This is a genomic window from Demequina sp. NBRC 110051 (genome assembly GCF_002090055.1).
Taxonomy (GTDB): Bacteria; Actinomycetota; Actinomycetes; order Actinomycetales; family Demequinaceae; genus Demequina.
The window spans coordinates 228,093-250,262 of record NZ_BBRH01000007.1 but is presented as its reverse complement, the minus strand read 5'-3'; the positions used below and the strand labels follow the sequence as shown (position 1 = coordinate 250,262).

The 22,170-nt window shown below is 70.1% G+C and carries 20 protein-coding genes; 2 read left to right on the top strand and 18 right to left on the bottom strand.

Going from position 1 to position 22,170, the window contains the following annotated elements; all coding sequences use genetic code 11:
- Window positions 1–98: 98 nt before the first annotated feature.
- Window positions 99–431, bottom strand: coding sequence for a DUF202 domain-containing protein (locus B7K20_RS02700; RefSeq protein WP_084100037.1), 333 nt, complete (start codon window positions 429–431; stop codon window positions 99–101).
- A gap of 2 nt (window positions 432–433) precedes the next feature.
- A complete protein-coding gene (locus tag B7K20_RS02695; RefSeq protein ID WP_084100035.1) occupies window positions 434–805 on the bottom strand; it encodes a YidH family protein in 372 nt (123 codons plus the stop codon).
- Between the two features lie 65 nt (window positions 806–870).
- Here B7K20_RS02695 and B7K20_RS02690 point away from each other — a divergent pair, with 65 nt between their 5' ends.
- Window positions 871–2,253, top strand: coding sequence for a UTP--glucose-1-phosphate uridylyltransferase (locus B7K20_RS02690; RefSeq protein ID WP_084100033.1), 1,383 nt, complete (start codon window positions 871–873; stop codon window positions 2,251–2,253).
- A gap of 3 nt (window positions 2,254–2,256) precedes the next feature.
- On the opposite strand, the gene B7K20_RS02685 is transcribed toward B7K20_RS02690, so the two are convergent.
- The 3 genes from B7K20_RS02685 to B7K20_RS02675 all read right to left on the bottom strand — a co-directional run bounded on the left by B7K20_RS02685 (window position 2,257) and on the right by B7K20_RS02675 (window position 6,466).
- Complete coding sequence (locus tag B7K20_RS02685) at window positions 2,257–2,886, bottom strand: DUF4190 domain-containing protein (protein WP_084100031.1); 630 nt, start codon at window positions 2,884–2,886, stop codon at window positions 2,257–2,259.
- Between the two features lie 691 nt (window positions 2,887–3,577).
- Window positions 3,578–5,425 carry a cytochrome c oxidase assembly protein gene (locus B7K20_RS02680; protein WP_084100029.1) on the bottom strand — a complete coding sequence of 616 codons (1,848 nt, stop codon included), beginning with the start codon at window positions 5,423–5,425 and terminating at the stop codon, window positions 3,578–3,580.
- Window positions 5,426–5,428: 3 nt separating this feature from the next.
- Window positions 5,429–6,466 (bottom strand): DUF2332 domain-containing protein, encoded by a 1,038-nt coding sequence (locus B7K20_RS02675; protein WP_084100027.1) that lies wholly within the window; start codon window positions 6,464–6,466, stop codon window positions 5,429–5,431.
- Window positions 6,467–6,511: 45 nt separating this feature from the next.
- Here B7K20_RS02675 and B7K20_RS02670 point away from each other — a divergent pair, with 45 nt between their 5' ends.
- The gene (locus B7K20_RS02670) at window positions 6,512–7,642 is read left to right on the top strand and encodes a winged helix DNA-binding domain-containing protein (protein ID WP_144018499.1); all 1,131 of its coding nucleotides are present in this window, start codon (window positions 6,512–6,514) and stop codon (window positions 7,640–7,642) included.
- Here the strand turns inward: B7K20_RS02670 and B7K20_RS02665 are convergent.
- From B7K20_RS02665 to hisC, 13 genes are all read right to left on the bottom strand, one after another.
- Complete coding sequence (locus B7K20_RS02665) at window positions 7,626–8,900, bottom strand: MFS transporter (RefSeq protein ID WP_084100025.1); 1,275 nt, start codon at window positions 8,898–8,900, stop codon at window positions 7,626–7,628. The genes B7K20_RS02670 and B7K20_RS02665 overlap by 17 nt on opposite strands.
- A complete protein-coding gene (locus B7K20_RS02660) occupies window positions 8,897–10,324 on the bottom strand; it encodes a dihydrolipoamide acetyltransferase family protein (protein WP_084100023.1) in 1,428 nt (475 codons plus the stop codon). Before B7K20_RS02660 ends, B7K20_RS02665 begins: the two co-directional genes overlap by 4 nt.
- A gap of 11 nt (window positions 10,325–10,335) precedes the next feature.
- Window positions 10,336–11,436, bottom strand: coding sequence for an alpha-ketoacid dehydrogenase subunit beta (locus B7K20_RS02655; protein WP_084100021.1), 1,101 nt, complete (start codon window positions 11,434–11,436; stop codon window positions 10,336–10,338).
- Window positions 11,433–12,563, bottom strand: a complete 1,131-nt coding sequence (gene pdhA, locus B7K20_RS02650; RefSeq protein WP_084100019.1) for a pyruvate dehydrogenase (acetyl-transferring) E1 component subunit alpha — start codon at window positions 12,561–12,563, stop codon at window positions 11,433–11,435. Before pdhA ends, B7K20_RS02655 begins: the two co-directional genes overlap by 4 nt.
- 86 nt (window positions 12,564–12,649) lie before the next feature.
- On the bottom strand, window positions 12,650–13,882 hold the full coding sequence (locus B7K20_RS02645) for a DUF6716 putative glycosyltransferase (protein WP_084100017.1): 1,233 nt from the start codon (window positions 13,880–13,882) through the stop codon (window positions 12,650–12,652).
- Between the two features lie 52 nt (window positions 13,883–13,934).
- A complete protein-coding gene (locus B7K20_RS02640; RefSeq protein ID WP_084100015.1) occupies window positions 13,935–15,251 on the bottom strand; it encodes a polysialyltransferase family glycosyltransferase in 1,317 nt (438 codons plus the stop codon).
- Window positions 15,248–16,237 carry a glycosyltransferase family 2 protein gene (locus B7K20_RS02635; RefSeq protein ID WP_084100014.1) on the bottom strand — a complete coding sequence of 330 codons (990 nt, stop codon included), beginning with the start codon at window positions 16,235–16,237 and terminating at the stop codon, window positions 15,248–15,250. Before B7K20_RS02635 ends, B7K20_RS02640 begins: the two co-directional genes overlap by 4 nt.
- Window positions 16,238–16,321: 84 nt before the next feature.
- On the bottom strand, window positions 16,322–17,197 hold the full coding sequence (locus B7K20_RS02630) for an N-acetylneuraminate synthase family protein (protein WP_084100012.1): 876 nt from the start codon (window positions 17,195–17,197) through the stop codon (window positions 16,322–16,324).
- Between the two features lies 1 nt (window position 17,198).
- Window positions 17,199–18,368 (bottom strand): acylneuraminate cytidylyltransferase, encoded by a 1,170-nt coding sequence (locus tag B7K20_RS02625; RefSeq protein ID WP_084100010.1) that lies wholly within the window; start codon window positions 18,366–18,368, stop codon window positions 17,199–17,201.
- Window positions 18,355–19,326 carry a hypothetical protein gene (locus B7K20_RS02620; protein WP_144018498.1) on the bottom strand — a complete coding sequence of 324 codons (972 nt, stop codon included), beginning with the start codon at window positions 19,324–19,326 and terminating at the stop codon, window positions 18,355–18,357. Before B7K20_RS02620 ends, B7K20_RS02625 begins: the two co-directional genes overlap by 14 nt.
- Window positions 19,327–19,374: 48 nt before the next feature.
- On the bottom strand, window positions 19,375–20,112 hold the full coding sequence (locus B7K20_RS02615; protein WP_084100006.1) for an ABC transporter ATP-binding protein: 738 nt from the start codon (window positions 20,110–20,112) through the stop codon (window positions 19,375–19,377).
- Window positions 20,105–20,971, bottom strand: a complete 867-nt coding sequence (locus tag B7K20_RS02610; protein WP_200809011.1) for an ABC transporter permease — start codon at window positions 20,969–20,971, stop codon at window positions 20,105–20,107. Before B7K20_RS02610 ends, B7K20_RS02615 begins: the two co-directional genes overlap by 8 nt.
- Before the next feature lie 86 nt (window positions 20,972–21,057).
- The gene (gene hisC, locus B7K20_RS02605; RefSeq protein WP_084100004.1) at window positions 21,058–22,140 is read right to left on the bottom strand and encodes a histidinol-phosphate transaminase; all 1,083 of its coding nucleotides are present in this window, start codon (window positions 22,138–22,140) and stop codon (window positions 21,058–21,060) included.
- Window positions 22,141–22,170 lie beyond the last annotated feature (30 nt).

Here is a 22,170-nt window from a genome sequence, read left to right as displayed (position 1 = left end):
GTCACCCGCTCTTTTTTCTGCGCTGCTCCCTGCGAGTCATCCAGTGCACGTTTTCTCGCGAAACCGGGCACTCATCGGCTCCTAGGACGCGCGATCACTCACGCGCCCAGGATGAACGCCGCCGCCCCCACGCCGATCACCAGGCAGGCGGCCGCGAGCACCGCCAGCACCCTTGCGGTCGGCATCGGCACACGACGCCCCGCCTGTGCCGGTGTGTTGAGCGCATCCGACAAGGCGTGCAGGCGCCTCGTTGTCAGGGCGAGAAGGATGCCTCCCCCCACCAGCGCGGCAAGCGGCAGCACAACGCCGAGCCACGTGCTGCCCGCCCCAAGATAGCGACCGGCGATGGCCGTTCCCGTGGCGATGGCGAGGATGGTGCGACGCCACGCGAGTGCCGTTCGCTCGGCGTACAGCCCCTCCCCCGCGGGCATCGTCACGCCAGCGCCCCCACCACCAGGCCCGCTCCCACGAGGATGGCGACGACGAGCAGGCCTACCGCGGCGGGCAGCGCGGACAGCGGCGCCGGCATGGGCGCGTTCTGGCGCAGCGCCCGCTCGGTGCGCATCCATCCCCACCACGCCTCCGCGATGAGCACAATGCCCGTCGCGACCAACAGCAACGAGGCAATCAGTCGGAGGGTGGGATCAAGGGGCGCGGCGAGCGCCTCGAGGGCCACCGCACCGGCGATGAAGGCCATGGCAGTGCGAATCCACGCGAGGAACGTGCGCTCGTTCGCCATGGAGAAGCGCGCATCGGGCTCGTCACCCAGGCCATAGACGCTGCGCGGCCAGCGGCGTTCACTCATCGTTCCCCTTCCGTGGACAGCCGCCTGCGAGACTACTCTCGCGCGCCCCGGCTACGCTGGACGCCATGAGCGCAGACGGACTCGCCCAGGCCCAGAACAAGATGCGTGACGCCGGCGTCGCCCCGGCGGCCATCGACGTCTTCACGCACTACTATGGGGAGCTCGAGGCCGGCGCGACCGGCCTGGTGCTCGAGGACACCATCGAGCCGCTACTGGATCCCGACAAGCTGGCGGATGTCGAGATCTCGGATGACGCGGCTGCTGCCGCGATCCAGAAGACCGCCGTCATCAAGCTCAATGGCGGCCTGGGCACGTCGATGGGCATGGACAAGGCCAAGTCGCTGCTGCCCGTGCGCGACGGCAAGTCCTTCCTCGACATCATCGCCGCCCAGGTCCTGCATGCCCGTGAGGCGTACGGCGCTCGCCTGCCGCTGGTGCTGATGAACTCGTTCCGCACCCAGGACGACTCGCTCGAGGCACTCGCCGCGCACCGCGGCATCGAGGTCGAGGGCCTGCCGCTCGACTTCCTCCAGAACCGCGAGCCCAAGATCCGCGTGGACGACCTCACGCCGGTGGACTGGCCCGCCGACCCCAGCCTCGAGTGGTGCCCTCCCGGCCACGGCGACATCTACACCGCGCTGCTGTCCTCCGGCGTCCTCGACGCCCTCCTCGACGCGGGCTTCCTGTACGCGAGCGTGTCGAACTCGGACAACCTGGGGGCCGTACCGAACGCACAGATCGCGGGCTGGTTCGCCCAGTCCGGCGCCCCCTACGCCGCCGAGTTGTGCCCGCGCACCCCGGCCGACCGCAAGGGCGGCCACCTCGCCATCCGCAAGGCCGACGGGCAGCTGATCCTGCGCGACACCGCGCAGACCGCGCCCGAGGAGATGGACTACTTCACCGACGAGTTCCGCCACCCGTTCTTCCACACCAACAACCTGTGGTTCGACCTGGTCGCCATCAAGAAGGCGCTGACCGAGCGCGGCGCGGTCCTGGGACTGCCACTCATCCGCAACGAGAAGACCGTGGACCCCACTGACGGCACCTCCCCCAAGGTGTACCAGCTCGAATCCGCCATGGGCGCCGCGATCGAGGTGTTCGAGGGCGCGACGGCCATCGTGGTGGGCCGCGAGCGGTTCCTTCCCGTAAAGACCACCAACGATCTGCTGCTGCTGCGCTCGGACGCCTACGAGTTGGGCGATGACGCGGGGCTGCGGCTCGCGGTCGAGAAGGCGCCGCTCATCGACCTCGACTCGAAGCACTACAAGACGGTGTCCGCCTTCGACGCCCACTTCCCGCACGGGGCTCCGTCGCTCAAGGCCGCCACATCGCTGACGGTGAAGGGCGACTGGTCCTTCGGCGAGAACGTGACGGTCACCGGCGATGCATCGCTTGCCGACGAGGGCGAGCCCCGCACGCTCGGTGACGGGTCGACGCTCGCGGGGTAGCGCTTATCCTGCCGCGCAGGTGCCGCCCTCGGTCACACCCTCGGCGGAGTCGAACGACCACGAGCCGACGGTGCCGCCCACGTAGTCGAGTTGCACGCACCAGCCAGTGCCTGCGACGGGCGTGAGGCTCACGGTGCGCTGCGTCTCGAGGAGACCCGTGACGGCGGTCTCTCCCACCACGTACCCGCTCGCGGCGGCCTCGACGGCGGGGAGGGACTCGTCGGCCGCGAGGGCGGCTCCCACCGCATTGCCGACCTCGACCACGTCGTGGTGGGCGTAGGCGTCGACGGTCTCCGGGAGCGGTCCCCGGACCACCACCCACAGCAATAGCGCGGTGATGAGGAGCCCCACGTAGCCCAGGATCGTGCCGGCGACGGCGAAGCCCCGCCTGCTCACGTCGCCGCGCTTGGCGGCCGCGATGCCGAGATGGCCCAGCGGGATCGCCGCGTGCCACAGCCCGATGGCCCCCGTGACCCACGCCGCAGGGCCCATCCACGACCCGGACGAGCCGGCCCCGCCGTCGGCCGCACCATCGTCAGCGCCCGTGTCGGCACGCGCCTCGCTCACGTCGAGCACCTCGGTGGGCGCTCCATGATCGGCCATCGTCGTGTCGTCGTGTCGCGGGTCTGGCATGCGCTGCTCCCTCGGAACTCTCGCGGATCTGCGGCGTCGTTCACCACCGTACGCCCGCGGCCTCCTCAGAGAAATGAGGGGCGGGCAGATCCGCGTGTCGGTCCCGGGGGCCCGTGCGGGGCTCGCCTACTGTCGTGGCAGCCGCGGATCTCGCGCGGTCCAGGCAAGGCGAAGGCCCCCCGGAATTCGGGTCCGGGGGGCCTTGCCGTGGACCGAGAGTTTACGTTCCTGGGGATAACTCCTCAGGCCGATGGCCGTGATTGACGCTCCGGCTACGCCTCCCCTGTGGACAGGCGCCCTCTCGACCGACGACCGGGGCCGCGAGACCCTGCGCCGTCACCCGCAGTGGCGGATCACCCTCGCCTGGGCGGCGGTGGCGTCCGTGGTCTCCCGTTGTCCTGATCGCCCTTCACTCCGCGTCGGCCCCTCCGCAAATGGCGCCTGACCAGGGGTTTTGCCGCCGCTCATGGCGACCCTACCCCCTTGAGGCCCCACGCATAGTCCCCTGGCGGGGTGATGTCGGAGAGGCTCGAACGAAGATCCGATGCGACTAGTCGTACTCCCCCACGGACCCGGATGCAAGCCCGCGCGGAGTGAGATTTTCCTCCACCGCTTTCCCCCAGGTTTTTCCACAACTGTTGGTGCGGGTTTACCGTTCCTTCACAAGGCTGTGGACAAAATCTGTGGAAACTTAGCGGAGCCGACGGTCGTTGTCGGCGGCCTCGGCCAGCATCTCGTTGTAGGCCCTGAGCTCCGCATCGTCGTCGCGCTCCGCCTGACGATCCTTGCGACGGCTCTCCTTCTCGTCGGCCAGGCGCCACGCGATGATGACGCCGATCGCGAGGGCGAGCACGGGAAGTTCGCCGATCCCCCACGCGATCTGGCCGCCATACTGCTGATCCGTGATCGCGTCGGGACCCCAGGTGCGGCCCATGAGCCCCAAGAAGGTGGGCGCGAGCAGCACCTCCGAGCTTGTGAGCGCCACCCCGAAGAAGGCATGGAACGCCATGGTCGCGAACAGCAACACCACACGCATGGGATAGGCGGGACGCTTGGGACCAGGGTCGATACCCACGAGGGCGTTGGCGAACAGGTAGCCCGCGAGGGTGAAGTGGGCGATCATCCACAGGTGGCCCACGTGGTTGCGCAGCGCGAACTCGAACAGCGGCGTGTAGTAGAAGATGAACAGCGATCCGGCAAAGTTCACGGCCGCAAAGATCGGATTCGAGATCACCGCCATGAAGCGGGATTCAACGATCACGCGCACCCACTCGCGCGGCCCTCGCGAGCCATCGCGCCGTGGCGGCAGCGCCCTGAGTGCCAGCGTGACGGGCGCGCCAAACGTGAGCGGCAGCGGCGCGAGCATCGCGAGCATCATGTGCGACACCATGTGGCCAGAAAACGTCACCATGCCGTAGACGGCCGGACCGCCCTGCGTGATCCACACCATGATCGCGAGGCCGCTGAGGAACGAGGCCGTCCGCCACCAGGCCCAGGCGTCGCCGCGTCGGCGCAGGCGCACCACCCAACGCACGTAGACCACGCCAGCGGCCACGATCGCGGCTCCGGTGAGGATCTCGAGCCTCCACAGGCCGATCCAGTTCACGAACGATGGCGCGGGCGGCAGCTCGTAGCCCGTGAGGAAGTAGGCGGGGCTGGGGTCCTCGAGCGCCACGATCGGAAGCGGGGGCGCCGTGCCGGACAGGACCGCGGCGACGGCGATCACCGCGACGATTGCCGCGACATCGACCGTCATGATGCGCCAGAATCGGTCGCGCACGTGCGCGTCCGTGAGTCGCGGCAGCGCCACGCGCCGGTGCCCGGCGGCCAGCGCGATCGCGGCGCTCATGAGCGCCACCTTGAGCAGCAGCAGCCAGCCGTAGGTGGTGGTGACCAGGTCCGCTGGCCCCTCCATGCGGATCCAGGCGTTCGCGATCCCCGAGACGATCAGCGCAACCGCGGCCCAGATCATGATCCGCGAACTGCGCCGCACCACGGTCTTGGCCTCGAGTCCCAGGGGGCGGCGCATCAAGAACAGCGCGCCGAGCACGCCCATCCACAGTGCCGATCCGGCAAGGTGCAGGAACATCGCGGAGGTGGCGAGGTGATGGTCGGTCGCGCCGGCGGCGTGCCCGGTCTGCGCCTGCCAGCCGAGCGCCCACACCACGGGCACCAGCGTCCAGGCAGCCGTCGACGGGCGGCGCACCAATCCCGCGAGGACCGAGACGACGACGGCCGCGAGCGCCATCTGGAGATACGCCTGGCCCAGGTCGATCGTCGTGACGAAGGACCAGACCTCCTCGACGAAGCGCTCCGGCGCCACGGCATCGTTCCTGATGTAGGCGTAGGAGACGAAGATGTACGCCACCGCCGCGAGCGCCCAGACGGCCGCGGCTACGCGCGCGACCTGCGAGGCGCGGTCGGCGGCGCGATGCGAGGAGGGCACGACCCCGGCGAGCATCACGAGGGCGCCGGCCGTCAGGCCGAGGAAGATGTCACGGATCGCGCCCGTCAGGGTGACGAGGACGTCGACGGACATGCGTCAAGGGTACGCGGGCTCTACCCACCTCCCGTGCGCGTGCGCGGTGGCCACGGTGCGGGCCGCATCGAACGACGGCCCCACGCGCACCTGCACGTCGGGGAGTCCTCTTACGGGCTCCATTCCGAGTCGCAGAACCCGCCGGTGCCGGGCAATACCCACGACGGCGGCATCGATCCGCTCCTGCACCTCCGGCGGCGCCTGGTAGAGCGCGACCGTGTGCCAGATCACCAGGGGCCCGGGCGGTAGGCCCGCCTCGACCTCCGCAAGCACCTGCGCCGCGTCTCCCGCGATCATCGCCACGTCGATGTCGCGCCGCGTCTCGATGGCCGCGCGCAGGCGCTCCAGGCGATCCTGATGCTCGGGCCACACGAGCGCCTCGAGCCACGCGGCCTGGTCGGGATCGGCCGCGTCGACGGGATGGATGTCGATGCCGGTGCGGCTCGCGAGCATGGGCAGCGCGCTCAGGGGTGGTCCGTCGCCGCGCCACTCACACTCGAGGGTGGGCGCGCCGCGACCCAGGGTGGTGGCGCCGCCCTCCCAGGTGTAGCGGTACGAGAAGCGGTCCAGGCCGAGGTTGAGCCCGGCCGATGCCCCCACATCGATGGCGTGCACGGGCTCGTCCCCCGCGAAGGCAGCGACCCAGGGCAACAACACGGCGGCGCGTCCGGTCTCGTTGGTCTGGGTCCGCCGCCCGCTCGCCTGGGCGACCACGGCATCGGCCGTCTCGAGGACGTGCGAGCGTAGGGCGAGGTACGCCTCGCGGGACGGCGCGAGCGGCCGCGGCGCAAGGTGCGGGTACCAGGCGGCGAGGGGATCGCCGGCGCTGAGGTGGAGCTTGACGGAGCCCAGCAGGAGGTTCATCGGCGGCACGCCGGGGATGCGCGCGAGCACGGCGAGCATGTCCGGATCCTCGGCGATCGACAGCGCGAAGAGCCGGTACAGCGGGGAGTCGGCGGCGCTGTCTGCCCACCGGCGCGCCTCGGCCGCGACGGCCTCGAGGTCGTCCGGCTCACGCGCCGTCCAGTCCTCGAGGCTCATCCCTCGTCCCTCGCCGATGTCATAGGGCGAGGCTAGCGTGGCCTGATGCTCACGCGTCCCGAGATCCAGTCCCTGCGCATGAGGGCCCTGCGCCTGCACGGCGAGCGGTTCGCGTCGGTCGGGGACGCCGTGACGTGGTTCGGGGCCATGCAGGCGCAGGATCTCTCGAGCGGCCTGTGGTCGCTCGGGATGCGACTGCAGGCGGCCGATGCCACGGCCGGGCCACCAGGTTCCGTCACCCAGGCGGTGGTCGAGTCAGCGCTCGAACGGCGTGAGGCGCTGCGCACCTGGCCTATGCGCGGCACGGTCCACCTGGTGCCGTCCGCCGATGCCCGCTGGATGCTCACCCTGATGGGCGTCAAACCCCTGCGCGATGCGGCCAGGCGACGTGCCTTCTTGGGGATCGACGAGGACACCGTGACGCGATCCAACGCGGCGTTGGTAGAGGCCCTCGCCGGCGGGGGTCGACTCACCCGCGCCGCGTGCCTCGAGGCCGTCGCGGCGGCCGGCATCGAGGCGCCGGGACAGGTGGGTTACCACCTGCTCTGGTACGCCTCCCAGGTGGGGCTGACCTGCATCGCCCCGAACGTCGGCAAGGAGCAGACGTTCGTGCTGCTCGACGAGTGGGCGCCGCACCAGCGCGACCTCGGCCACGAAGAGGCGCTCGCCGAGATCGCTCGGCGCTACGTGCGCTCCCACGGCCCCGTGAACGTGAAGGACCTGGCGCGGTGGACGGGCCTGGGCGTGCGCGACTGCCGCGCGGGCGTGGTCGGGGCCGGTGAGGACGTGGTCGAGGTCGCGACGGAGGACGGGCCCATGCTCGTGTCGGGTGACGTGGCGGCGTCGCTCGCCGGAGGGGTCGCACCGGCCGGGGGTTGGGTCATCCCGCCGGGCTTCGACGAGTACATGCTGGGCTACGGGGACCGCTCGGCGTTCCTGGACGACGGCCACCTGGACGCCGTCGTGCCGGGGAGCAACGGCGTGTTCCGCGCGACGCTGGTGCGCGCCGGCCGCGTAGTCGGCACGTGGAAGCGGTCGCTGAAGGCGACGCGGTGCGTGGTCGAGGTCGAGCCGCTCGTGAGGCTGGGGACACGCGAGCGTGCGGCGGCTCAGAAGGCTTTCGAGCCCTATGGCGAGTTCGTGGGCCTACCCGTGGAGGTCAGCTGGGGCTCGTGACGGTGGCTGCGGCTGGCCGCCTCATCAGCGCCCAGGCGAGCGGGAGGAGCAGCAGCGCGCCCGCGATCGCGAGGCCCGTGTAACCCAGTTGCGCGAGGGCGACGCCCGAGAGGGCTCCCGCGCTCGCGCCCGCGAGCCCCATGGTGAGGTCGGCGACGCCCTGAATGTCCGTGGGAGCCGCGTCGCCGTGGTGGGACAGGACGGCGATGAGGGTGGCCGCCGCGACGGTGACGGCCGACCACCCGAACCCAATCAGCACCAGGCCCACGGTGGCCCAGACCTCGGCGGCGCGGTGCGAGCCGTGTCCCTGATCCATCAGTCCCGACGTCGCCGCACCGGCGCATCCCGCGAGCAGCACGCCGGCGCCGAGACCCACGACCGCACGCGCGCCCCAGCGATCCGTCAGCCACCCGAACAGCGGCGCGAGCATGTACATGCCCGCGACGTGCGCGCTGATGACGATGCCGATGAACGTCAGCGTGGAGCCGTGGCCGTGCAGATGCACGCTGCTCATGGCCATGACGCCCACCATCACCGCGTGCCCGCTCGCCATGGCCACAAGCCCCAAGCGTCCGTCGGGGTGGGCCAGGAGGCTCTGCAGCGTCACGCGGATCCGGCGCCGCGGCGGCGCGCTCGCGGGGCGCACCCCGCGCAGCAGCAGGACGATGATGGCGGCGGCTACCAGCAACGCCGCAAGGGCGAACACCCACGACCCTCCCAGCGGGATGATGCCGAGCGCCTGACCCACCCGCGTGCCGGGGTCGATGAGGTTGGGCCCCACGATGGCGCCGAGCGAGGACGCCCATACGACGATCGACAGGACGATGCCGCGGCGGCGGTCCGAGACCCCATCGGTCGCGGCGAAGCGTGCCTGCAACCCGGCTGCCATGCCGGCGCCAAGGAGGAGGCAGCCCAGGATGAGCAACGGCAGAGACGCGACGGCCGCGGACAGCAGCGCGACGGCCGCGCCGACGGCGGCGAGGGCGAAGCCCGAGGCGAGCGCCGTGCGACGGCCCGCCCGACCGGCGAGGCGCGCCAGCGGCACGGCCATCACCGCCGCGCCCAGCACGTTCGCCGTCTGCGGCAGGCCGGAGAAGGACGCGGTGCCGGAGATCTCCTCGGCCAGCAAACCGCCCACGGCGATCGCCGAACTCACCCCCACGCCGGCGATCAGCTGCGCGGAGGCAAGGATCGCGACGCGCGAGCGGACCACGCCGGAGCCGCCCCCAGTCGCGGGGGCTCCGGCGGGCGCGGTCATGCCCAGACGAGACCCTGGCTGGGGTCCTGCATCACGCGACCCACGTCGGCCAGCACGCGCGCACCCAGCTCGCCGTCGATCAGGCGGTGATCAAAGCTCAGCGCGAGCGTGGTCACCCACCGCACGGCGATCTCTCCCTCGTGCACCCACGGCTGCTGACGCACCGCGCCGAAGGCGAGGATTGCGGATTCGCCGGGGTTGAGGATCGGCGTACCCGTGTCGATCCCGAGCGGGCCGATGTTCGTGATCGTGACCGTGCCGTCGTTCATGGCGCGCGGCGAGGTCGAGCCGTTGCGAGCCTGAGCAGTCAGGTCCTGCAGCTCGACCGCGAGCGCGTGCAGCGGCAGGCGGTGAGCGTCCTTGATGTTGGGCACCACGAGCCCGCGCGGGGTCGAGGCGGCGATGCCGAGGTTCACGTAGTGCTTGTAGACGATCTCCTGCGCCTCGTCGTCCCAGCTCGCGTTGACCTCGGGGTGACGGCGAACCGCGAGGAGCAACGCCTTCGCCACGATGAGCAGGGGCGTGACACGCACGTCGGCGAAGTCGCGGTCCTGCTTGAGGCGCGCGACGAGGTTCATCGTCTCGGTGACGTCGACCGTCAGGAACTCGGTGACGTGCGGGGCGGTGAAGGCGGACTGCACCATCGCCTCGGCCGTGCGCTTGCGCACCGACTTCACGGGCACGCGGGTCGAGCGCCCGTCGCGCGTGGTGGTGCCGGACGCGAGCCACGGCTGGTCGTCGCCCGCGTAGGTCGCGAGCGTCTGGGCGGCCGTGGCCTTCACCTGCTGCTCGACGTCTTCGCGCGTCACGAGCCCGCCGGGGCCCGACGGGGTGACGGTGGTGAGGTCGACGCCGAGCTCCTTGGCAAGCTTGCGCACCGGAGGCTTGGCGAGCACCGGGTACTCAGCCCCGGCCTCGGCGCCGCCGATGGGCTCGAGCGAGCCCTCGACGCGCTCGCGGCGCGTCGCCGATCCGGCCTTGACGCCGTAGCCCACCAGCACCGCTCCGGAGCCTTCCTCGGCGGGCGCGGCAGGCGCCGCGGCAGCGGCGCTGGGCGCCGCCGGTGCGGAAGCGTGCGCGGAATCCTGCGCCGATTCCTGGGCGACCGGCGACGGCTGCTCGGCCACGGCATCGGCCGTCTGAACGGGAGCGGAAGGCTCCGCGGGAGCCTCGCCGTCGGGGTCCACGTCGACCTCGAGGATCGGCACGCCGACCTCGACGGTCTCACCCTCGTCGACCAGCAGGCGGGTCACGACGCCAGAGAAGGGGCTGGGGAGCTCGACGAGGGACTTGGCGGTCTCGATCTCGACGATGGGCTGGTTGACCTCGACGGTGTCGCCGACGGCGACCGACCACGTGACGATGTCTGCCTCGGTGAGGCCCTCGCCGGCGTCGGGCAGGTTGAACTGCTGGTAGGTAGGCATCGGCGTTCCCCTCAGTGGGCCATGACCTTGTCGACGGCGTCGAGAACGCGGTCGAGGCTGGGCAAGTAGTCGTGCTCGAAGACGGCCCCAGGGTAGGGCGTGGAGAAGCCGCCCACGCGCAGCACGGGCGCGTGGAGGTGGAAGAAGGCCTGCTCGTGGACGCGACTGGACAGCTCGGCGCCGGAGCCGAAGGACGTGGGCGCCTCGTGGACCACCACCACACGGCCCGTCTTGCGCGCGGACTTCACGACGGTGTCGGAGTCGAGCGGCGAGATGGAGCGCAGGTCGATGACCTCGATGTCGGTGCCGTCGCCGGCGGCCACCTGCGCGGCCTGGAGGGCGAGGCGCACGGTGGGGCCGTAGGAGACGACGGTGACGTCGGATCCCTCGCGGGCCACGCGTGCGCGGGACATCTCGGCGGTGCCGGTGGAGGCGCCGGCTGCCGTGTCGAGCTGGGCCTTCACGCGAGTCGTGTCGACCTCGCCCTTGTCCCAGTAGCGCGCCTTGGGCTCGAAGAACATCACCGGGTCGGGCGACGCGATCGCCTGCTGGATCATGTCGAACGCGTCCTGCGGGGTGGCCGGCGACACGATGCGCAGGCCCGCGGTGTGCGCGAACAGCGCCTCGGGGCTCTCGGAGTGGTGCTCGACCGCGCCGATGCCACCGGCGAACGGCACACGGATGACCACGGGCAGCTGGATGGCTCCGCCCGAGCGGTAGTGCATCTTCGCCAGCTGCGTGGTGATCTGGTCGTACGCGGGGAAAATGAAACCGTCGAACTGAATCTCGATCACAGGACGGTATCCGCGCATCGCCATGCCGATCGCCGTGCCGACGATGCCTGACTCCGCGAGCGGGGTGTCCATGACGCGGTCGTCGCCGAAGTCCTTGTGCAGGCCGTCGGTGACGCGGAACACGCCGCCGAGCGCGCCGATGTCCTCGCCCATCAGCAGCGTCTTGGGGTCACGCTCCATCGCGGCGCGCAGGCCCGCGTTGATCGCGCCGGCCATGGTCATGGTGGTGGGCGCGGGTCGCTCGGCGCGCGCACCGGAGCCCGATGCCGCGGCGTGCTGCGTACGCGCCGTCGCCGGACGCTCGTCGAGGGTCGTCATCGGGTCGCCTCCTGATCCGCGAAGGAACGCTGGTAGCGGTCGAACCACGCGCGCTCCGCCTCCACGCTGGCATGGGGTTCGGCATAGACGTGGTCGAACATGCCGAGGGTGTCGGGCTTGGTCCAGCCGCGCACGGTGGTGCGAGTGCGCTCGCCGAGCGCCTTCGCCTGGGCCTCGACCTCAGCCCGGAACTCGTCGGGGAGCTCGCCGGCCGCTTCGAGGTGTGCCTCCAAGCGGGCGATCGGGTCGCGCTCGGCCCACAGCTGCTCTTCGGCCTTGGGCCGGTAGCGGGTGGGGTCGTCCGAGGTGGTGTGGGCGCCCATACGGTAGGTGAAGGCCTCGATAAGGACGGGGCCCTGGCCGCTGCGCGCGTGCTCGAGGGCCCAGCGGGTCACCGCGTGAGAGGCGATGACGTCGTTGCCGTCGACGCGCACCGAGGGGATGCCCACGCCCTTGCCGCGGTCGGCGATGGGCACGCGGCTCTGGCGGGTGGCGGACTCGGAGATCGCGTACTGGTTGTTCTGGACGAAGAACACCACGGGGGCGTCGTAGACGGAGGCGAACGTGAGCGCCTCGGCGACATCTCCCTGGCTCGTGGCGCCGTCGCCGAAGTACGCGACGACGGCCGCATCCTTCGCGGGGTCGCCCGTGGCGACCAGGCCGTCCTTGGTGAGACCCATCGCGTAGCCGGTGGCGTGCAGGGCGTGCGAGCCAATCACCAGCGTGTAGAGGTGGAAGTTGTGATCCGCGGGCGTCCATGCGCCGTGTTGGAGGCCGCGGAAGATGCGCAGCACCTCGACCAGGTCCACCCCGCGCGTGTGGGCCACGCCGTGCTCGCGGTAGCTGGGGAAGACGAAGTCCTGGGAGTTCAGCGCGTGGCCCGAGCCGATCTGCGCCGCCTCCTGGCCCCACGACTGCACCCACAGCCCCAGCTCGCCCTGACGCTGCAGGCTCGTGGCCTCCTTGTCAAAGGCGCGCACCAGGGTCATGTCGCGCCACATGGCGCGCAGTTCCTCGGGTGTGAGGTGGGACGCGTAGGCGTCGAACTGCTGGTGGCCTATGCGCTCGCCTGCTGGGGTGAGCAGCTGCACCAGATCATCGGTGGAGAGGGGTCCTCCTGCGGCCACGGGTGCCTCCTTCCGCACGGACCGTGGCACGGGATCGGCGCCTCCGGTCGTAACTTACGCAAGCGTAGGCTACGGCACCGTAGGTTTCAAGATGAGGGGCCCGTGTCGGACGTCTGGGGCGTCCGCCGCACCACGGCCGATACCCCTCGGAGAGCGCTCATGGCGGCGCGCCTCCACCACACATCCGCGGCGCCCAGCGCCTGAGCCCTTCGCCTGGCGCGCGCGAGGACCGCGCGGGTCCCGCGAGCGCGCTGCAGTGCGGGCCGCTCCCGGCGCAGCCGCTCGCGTGCGGCTGGATCGACCGCGAGCGCCTCCACGGTGGCAACCCAGTCGGAGGCCTGGGCGTCATGAAAGTAGTTGGCGGCGAGCCACTCCTGGTGCGGCTCGAAAAGCCGCAGCGCGCGCACGTCATCCAACGTGCCGACCAGGCCGCTCCCGGCGAACACGATGTTGAGGTTTTCCTCGTCGACCCCAAAGTCCCCGATGATGAGCGTCGGCACACGCGCGGCAATCGCCTCGAGTGCGGCCGTCGAGCTGACCGTGACGAGGCCGAGCGCGCCATCGAGGTGATCGGCCAGGGCGCCACGGGCAAACTGCAGGTTCGCCGGAAGCGGCCCGGCCTCGTCGGCTAGCTGCGGAAAGGACGCGAACTCGCGATGGGTCTGAGCCTCGTCCTCTCCGCCGCGCAGCTTGATCACCACGGGCACGTCGGGGTGCGCGCGGGCGGTGTCGATCAGGGCGTCCAGCAGCCGTCGCCTGTCCGCTACGGTGCGCGGCACCAAGGCCTGGGGCGCGAAGACCAACGCTCCATCGCGCGCATCGGTGCGTTCTGCGGGGGCCGGCCGGGCTGTGGCGACGGCGAGGCTGGCGAGTCCCCACTGGTGGGCCCCGTGCCTAACAAGCGCTCGACCCGCGTCCCTTTCGCGCTCGCTATGGACAATCATCACGTCCACCTCCGCGCGAAACGCGAGACCGCGCTCGGTGGGCGGGAACCACAAGCCCGGAATCCCCGCCGCGACGACGGGACGTCGCGAGGCATCGGCCAACACCGTGGAGAACAGGTGACCGATGAGCGGGCCTCGGCACGCCAGCAGCAGGATGTCCACTCCCGAAGAGACCCGCCGTCCCACGTCCTGCACGTCGACGACCGCGACCTCGGGCCACCTCCCGGCGACCGCATCGTGGCGCTGTTGCGGGCTCGGGGTCACGGCGTTGGCGACCACGACGACCTCGACGTCCCAACTGGCGGGCAGATCGAGGGCCCGCGACACCGCCCACTTCAGGTACGAGTCGGAATCCGCCACGACGAGGGCCTTCACGGTTCGACCCTACGACCGGTGTCGAGATGAGCGTGGCGCGGGCGGCCCGTGGTCACCACGCGAGCCGGCGGCGCCACGAGGCGGGGAGCCTGCGTCCCCACCGGCGTAGCGTCCTGGTGAACCTCCCGGACGCGGCGCCTCCGGGCAGGTCGAGTGCCGTGAGGCGCTTGCGATAGAAGTACCGATGCCGGTCCGCGCTCGGCATCTGAGCGAGCGTCGCGACGGCCTCCTCGCGCCTGTGATCCAGGTGGCGCGCCTGCATGGCGTAACTCACCGCCACGACGAGCGACTGGAGGCTCTCGACGGCCCCGTAGTCCTCGGCATGGCGCGTCAACGCGTCGACAATGGTGACCGGCACACGATTGCTGTTCTGGAACGGGGTCAGGCTTCCGAGGAGTTCCTCGGTCGCGTACGACTCGATGGGGGTGCCGAACAGTGCCCGCGCCGTGACGAGGACCGTCGAGAATCCCGCGACGATGACGACGCAGGGCACGCGAGCCAGCAACACCTCCGCCGGTGTCCCGTCCTCCCACGTCACGAACTGCGCACCCCAAGACTCGGCCGCGTCCCGGTAGGTATTGAGGAGTGCGGGCGAGGCGGCCGGATGGGGCTTGAACACGATGCGCCGCGCGCCCTTGTCATAGGCCGTGCGCATCATGCCGATGTGCGCGGCCTCTTCCTCCTCGGGCGTCCACAGGCCCAGCGCGGACAGGTATTGCCCAAACACGATCGCCGTGGGCACGTCTGAGGGCGGCACGGCGGCGTCGATGGCGGGCGCACACACCTCGGCCATCTCATTGACCACCACGCGGAACGCGTCCATCGACACCGGCCGGTGAGGAATGTCGAGTTCCTCGAACAACAGCGGCCTCAGCCCGGCGACAAGCTCGAGGTAGACCAGCGAGGCGATGCGCTGGGCCACCTGCGGGGGCTGGGTGAAGCGTGTAGGCCCAAAGCTCATGAGCCCTTCGCTCAGGACGACCAGCTCGCTGTCGCCGAAGATGCGGGCGAGGCTCGAGGCGGGCGGCACGTGAAGGGATTCGGTCACCAGTTGCACCGTCTCAGTGCCCAGCCCCCACAGGGAGCGGAAATGCTGCTGATGCATGGCGAGGTCATCGTGGCGCGGGCGCCACGAGCTGGGGTGTGCCTGGACGAGCGCCTCGTTGAGGTCCACGACGCGGTCGAACCTCTCGAGCACCGTGTCGGAGCCAGGGATCCGGTGCAGGGGCTGCACCACCTCCGGGACCGCGGCATTGTTGGACACCACGAGGATGCGGGTGGTGTCCCGCGGCCCCAGGAGACCCTCGTCGATCGCGGCGGCGGCGGTCATCGCGCTAAACAAGGTGGAGGCCATCACGAGCTGGATCATCGCTTCACACTCCTGCGGATCTCGGCGGGGACGTGCTTGCGGAGTCGGTCTCGCCGCGACGGAGAGAACTCCGTCCACTGCTGCGCGAGAACCTCCGGGTCGACAGAGGCGAAGAGTGCTCGCACGCCAGTGTCGAGTTCGCGACGCAAGGGCCGCGCCATACGCGAGGCACGCCCCAGGTGATGTGCGGCGATCGCCGACATCTGGCGCACGAACTTGGAGCGCCAAAGCGGCGCCTCATGGTCGGCCTCGACGACGTCGCGGGCGAGGTCGAAGGCGCGCAAAAAGTCGAGCTGTCTGGCGTCGAGGATCTGCGTGAGCGAGGTGGCGCTGCCGCGTCGATAGAACAGCGGCGGCGCATCCACCACTGCGAAGGTGTCCGCCTGCAGGTGTAGTCGCCAGATCCACGGACGGTCCTCGGCGGTCGCGAGGCCCTCATGAAAATGGAGCAGCCCGCGCTCGAGCATGCGGCGGGTAAACATCCCGGCCCATGCGTACGGGTAGTCGACCATCGTGGCGTGGTCGTGCGGGCCGATGGCCGTGCGCGGCGAGCGGACCTCGCCGCGAGGGAAGAACGGGACGGTGTGCCTCACGCGGGACCTGCCGCGTGCGATGAGGTGGTCCGTGCGCACAAAGTCGCATCCGAGCGTGTCGAGGTGGCCGGCGAGCGTGGACAGCCGGCCCGGTGCGAGCCAGTCGTCGCCGTCGAGGAACACCAGGCGGTCGCCCTCGGCGGCCTCGAGCCCGCGGTTGCGTGCCGAGGCCAGCCCCGCCGGCTCGTCGTGGGTGATGACCGTGAGGTCGTCGATCCGTTTCGCATAATGCGCGAAGACGTCGCCGGTGCGGTCGGTGGAGCCATCGTTGATGCCGATGACCTGGAGCCGTGGGACGCTCTCTTGCTGGCGCACCAGGCTCTCGAGCGTGACCCCCAGGACGTCTTCGCCGTTCAGCACCGGCACGATGACTGTGATGTCAGGACGCGTCATGACTGCCGCGCGCCCTGCGAACGCTGGGGCCACCGCGCAGGCGCGGCGACCCCAGCAGCGAACGTGATCGTGCGGTGCGGGTGCTTACGCACCGACCCGGCGCAGCTTGCTCAGCGGAGCGAGCTCACCGGGGAACACACGCTTCACGCCATCGCCGAGGCCCTGCTCGATGATGCGAATGTCACGCACGAGCGTCTTGAGGCCGCCGGGCTCGAGCGAGGCGGCGTGGTCCGATCCCCACATGGTGCGGTCGAGCGTGATGTGGCGCTCCACGGCGACGGCGCCCAGGGCAACCGCGGCGACGGAAATCTGCAGGCCCGGCTCGTGACCCGAGTAGCCCGTGGGCAGGCCGTAGCGCTCCGCGAGCGTGGGGATCATGAGGAGGTTCGCTTCCTCAGGAGGAAGCGGGTAGGTCGACGTGGCGTGCAGGATCACCAGGTTGTCGGTGCCGAGCGTCTCCACAGCGGTGTCGATCTGCTCGATGGTCGACATGCCGGTCGACAGGATGACGGGCTTGCCGGTCTCCTTGATGCGGCGCAGCATGCCCAGGTCCGTGACGGATGCCGAGGCGATCTTGTACGCGACGGTGTCCATCTCCTCAAGGAAGTCCACGGCGGGCTCGTCCCACGGCGAGGCGAACCAGTCGATGCCACGCGCCTTGCAGTAGGCGTCGATCTGCGCGTACTCGTCCTTCTCGAACTCCACCTTGTAGCGGTACTCGAGGTAGGTCATGGTGCCCCACGGGGTGTCGCGCGGGGTGTCCTTCATGTGCTCCGGGGTGGAGATCTCGGGCGTGCGCTTCTGGAACTTCACCGCCTGGCAACCGGCCTCGATGGCGACGTCGATCAGACGCAGGGCGTTGTCGACCGAACCGTTGTGGTTGAGTCCGATCTCCGCGATCACGTAGACCGGCTGGCCGGGTCCTACCTTGTGGGCGCCGATCTGTACTGCTTCAGCCATGTCATGCTCCTTCACGAGTGGTCAAAATCATCTCCGCGAGCTCGCGGAGTGCTCCGCGCCCACCGGGTCGGGTCAAGTGGACCCTGGCCACGGCGCGCGCCGCTGGGTGGGCGTCTGGGACGGTGACGGGCCAGCCGACCGAGGCCATGCTTTCCACGTCGTTCACATCGTTTCCCACGTACGCAACCTTCGACAGCGAAAACCCGCGATGTTCACTCCACTGCCGCAGGATGTTCACCTTGTCGTCAGCGCCGTACACCGTCTCGATACCTAGCTTTCGACCGCGGGCCTCGACGACGGGGTTGCGTTCCTTGCTCAGGATGAGCATGGGCAGGCCGGCGTCGCGCAGCATCGCGAGTCCCATCCCATCGCTGCGGCTCACCGTGACGGCCTCCGAGCCGTCCTGATGGACCTCCGCGAGGTCATCTGTGTGAACCCCGTCGAAGTCCATCACCAGCGCGTCGATGGGGCCGATGCCGTGGCTGTCGAGCAGCGGCGCAAGAGCTCGCGCCGCCTCCAGCTCGTGGGGGTCGTCGATCTCCAGCCCGGCGATCGCGTCGACCTGCTCGAGCCCCACGCGTCCGAAGAACCGGTGGCGGGCCTCACGGAACCCGGCGGCGTCCATCACGTAGAAGGCCCCGGATTCTTGGAACTGCGCCTCGCGGTCCTGGCGACGCGGACGGAAGGACTTGTCGTGGTTCACCCCCTCGGCGCCCTGCGGCGTCAGCCGCCACAGGAATCCGTGGGTCTCGTAGGCGGAGAACACTGCGTCCTCGTCGCCCTGGGCAACGCGCGCGACCGCGCGGCCCAGCGCGTCCGCGTCGATAAACGGCGAGGTGGCCTGGAGAAACACGAGCACCCCCACCGGGGGCCCTTCGGCCCCGATCACGTCGAGGGCGTGCAGGAGCGCGTCCTCGCTGCTGGCGAGGTCGCCCGCGATGTCAGCAGGGCGGTCGACGATCCGCGCGCCGGCGGCGAGCGCCGCCTCGGCGATCGGCGCGTCATCGGTGGAGACGTACACGTCGTCGATGCCATGGGCCGCGCGGGCGGCCGCAACGGCGCGGGAGACGAGGGGGACACCGCCCACGCGGGCGACGTTCTTGCCCGGCACTCCCTTGGAGCCGCCGCGTGCAGGGATGACGGCGACAACCCGCCCCTTACGCGGCGGCACGCGATCGCCCCCGGTTCACGACGTCCTCGAGCAGCTCTCGCACCGAATGGTCAGCGCGCGACGTGAACCACTGCTCCGGCACGTGGGTGACGTCGAGGTCGACGGATGCATCCAGCAGCGTGGAGAGCGTCGCGACCACCGAGGACGGAAGGGTCGTGACGCGCCGCACACCGGGCATGCCGGCGATCAGGATCTCGATCGGCAAGACAGGGCGACGCACCTCGACGCCGTCAATCTGGGCCCACCGGCTGAGCGACTCGCGCCGCTCACGACGGTGAGGAAGGTAGGTGACCGCACCCTCGCGCGCCAGGTCGGCAAGCCACGCCGCATAGGCGTCGCCGTCGAGATAGCCGTCGTCGACGAGGGCCGAGCCCACGACGACGTGCTCCGCATCCGCCGCCTCCGTGGCGAACGCGCTGGATCTCAGCCACGAGTAGTCGTTGCGCACCACGGTGGCGCCGAGCGTACGCAAGGCACTGACGGCATCGGCCTCCGGATAGGCCGTAAAAACCGTGAGGCGGCCGTCCTCGGCGGCCGTACGCATGCGCACCGAGGCCGCGGCGCCGAGCACCCGGTGAAGCGAGGACTCCTGCTTGCCGTGACGCGCGAGCGGCAATCCACGAGCCAGGCGGCGCGCCAGGGACAAGGTGCCCGAGCCGTCGTCCACCACGACGAGGTCCTGAGCACCGGTGAATGTGGTGAGCGCTCGCAATTGCCCCGAGTTCGCGTCGCCGATCAGGCGCCTGCGCGCCGTCGTCATCGGCGACCGAGTCGCAGACCTCCACGGTCCGGACATGGTGACGCCGCGCGGGAGGCTGGGCGCGAACAGCCGGCCCGTGTCGCCCAGCTGCGCCACACCCGCCCGCAGGCACAGGTGCACGGGGTCGCCGACGGCGGCCGCATACTCGACCGCGTTCACCAACTGGAGAGGTGACTCAACCCATCCGACTCGTGCCATGGGCACAGCACAGCACAGCGACCTGAACGGCCGGTTGCGATCAGGTGTCTACTTGGAGGCCTGGTAGGCCTTCACGACCTCTTCGGGGTCGCCGTCCATCTTGAGGTTTCCGTGGTCGATCCACAGCACCCTGTTGCAGGTGTCGAGGATGGACTTCATGGAGTGGCTCACCAGGAACACCGTGCCGGCCTGCTCGCGCATCGCCCTGATACGCGCCTCGCTCTTCTGACGGAAGCCCTTGTCGCCCACCGCAAGCGCCTCGTCCACCAGCAGGATCTGGTGCTCACGCGAGACCGCGATCGAGAAACGCAGTCGCGACGACATACCGGAGGAGTAGCTCTTCATGGGCAGGTCGATGAACTCGTCGAGGTCGGCGAAGTCCACGATCTCCGGGTACTTCGCCTCGATCTGCTGGGGCGTGAGTCCCAAGGCGAGACCGCCGAGGATGACGTTCTTCTCGCCCGAGAGCGACGGGATGAGCGCGGCGTTGACACCGAGCAGCGCGGGACGGCTCGAGGCGAACACCTGGCCTTGCGCCGGGGCGATGAGTCCAGAGATCGCGCGCATGAGCGTCGACTTGCCGGAGCCGTTGTGGCCGATGACGCCGATGGATTCGCCCTCACGCGCCACGAAGGACACGCCCTTGAGCGCGTGCACCACGCGGATGCCGCGCTGGCGGGTCAGCAGCGCGCGGTTCTGCGACGCCTTCTTACCCGAGGTGAACGTCTTGTACTTGATGTGGAGGTCGTCGACCACGACGGTCGGGTTGCCGAGCTGATCAGTCATGGCCGTACCTCTCCTCCGCGCGCCAGAAGAACACGATGCCCACCGCCATGGTGACGACACCGGCAATGGCGGCGACGGCCCACATCCAGCCCGGGGCGTTGTGGCCGCCGAGCATGATGTCACGCACGATGGTGATGTACGCGTGCACGGGGTTGAGCTCCGCGACCTTCTGCATCCACGCGGGCTGGTCGGCGAGCACCTCCTCGAGCGAGAAGAAGATGCCGGAGGCGTAGAAGAACAGGCGCGTGATGAGCGGGATGACCTGGGTGAGGTCACGCAGGTGCACCGTGACACGAGCCGCGAGGAGCGCGATGCCGAAGTTGAACATCGCCATGAGCACCATGGCCGGGATGACGAGGAGCCACCACCACGTGAGCGGCGCACCGAAGCCCAACACGATGACCGCCAGGATCAGCAGCATGGGCACCAGCTCGATGACCTGCTGAATGATCTGCGCCAAGGGCAGCAGCATGCGCGGGAAGTTCAGCGACCGCACCAGCGACGCATTGCCCGTGATCGATTTGGCGCCGTCGGAGAAGGACTTCGAGAAGAACTCGAAGATGAACACGCCGACCACAACGAACGGCACGAAGGCGACGTCGTCGGGACGGGTGTCTCGCGGCAGGATGATGCCGAAGACCGTGCCGTAGAGAGCGGCGTTCAGGAGTGGCCGCAGCACGATCCACGCGAGACCCAGGCGGTTTTCGCTCACCTGGGCCTGGACGCGGAACTTCGCCAGGGAGGTTGCGAAGGCGCGCCGGTGCCACATCTCGGCCAGGTACTGGCCTAGCGGCGGGCGGGCGCCAACGCGTTCGAGGCCCGCGTCGCGCGCGATCGCCTCATAGTCGGTGGGGGTCACGTGTCTCCTAGGGTCGCGGCGCAATTCTCAGCGCCTACGAAGGCGCGATGGCGGCGAAACACGCCCCAAGATTACAGCAGGCACCGTCAGGCACCCCGATGCGCCTCCATCGCTGCGAGCACCGCGTCGTTCTCGACGGCCGAGCCGACCGTCACGCGAATGCCCTCGCCGGCGAACGGGCGCACCAGCACCGCGGGCTCGAGGGCCGCGAGCGCGACCGCGATCTCCACGGTGCGTGCGCCCGCGGGCAGCCACACGAAGTTGCCCTGGGCCTCGGGCACGTCCCAGCCGAGGTCACGCAGGCCGTCGCGCAGGCGTGGACGCTCGGCCACGACGGACTCGACGCGCTCCAGCAGTTCCTGTTCGGCCACGGGCTCGAGCGAGGCGAGCGCAGCGGCCTGAGCCGCGGATGACACCGAGAAGGGCGTCACGCACGCGCGCACGGGCGCGATCAGGCCCGCCGAGCCCAGCGCGAATCCCACCCGGGCCCCCGCCAGCCCGTACGCCTTCGAGAACGTGCGCAGCACCAGGAGGTTCGGGTGGCGACCCAGCTCTTCCAGGCCAGCCACGGCATCGGCCGCCCGTACGAACTCCACGTAGGCCTCGTCGAGCACCACCAGCACCGACGACGGCACGCCTGCCATGAAGCGGGCGAACTGCTCGCGCGTGAGCGTAGGGCCGGTGGGGTTGTTGGGCGAGCACAGCATCACGACGCGCGTGCGCTCCGTGACGGCCGCGATCATCGCGTCGATGTCGTGCCTGCCGTCCGACGTGACCGGAACCATGACGGGCACGGCGCCGGTGATCGACGTGAGGATCGGGTAGGCCTCAAACGAGCGCCAGGCGAACAGCACCTCGTCGCCGGCTCCCACGTAGGCCTGGAGGATGTGCTGCAGCACCGCGACCGAGCCGCCGCCGACGGCGACCTGCTCGGGGCTGACGCCAAAGCGCTCGGCGAGCCGCTCGTGCAGCGCGACCGCACCCATGTCCGGGTAACGGTGGATCCCGTCGCCCACGCGCGCGATCGCGGCGGCGACCGAGGGCAGCGGCGGGTAGGGGATCTCGTTCGAGGACAGCTTCACGGGGGGCAGGCGGTCGGCGTCGCCGCGGGCACCGGGGACGTAGGCGGGCAGGCCGGTGACCTCGGGCCGGGGCTGGGGAAGACTCATGAGGACATGGTGCCAGGTGGCGGGCTGGGG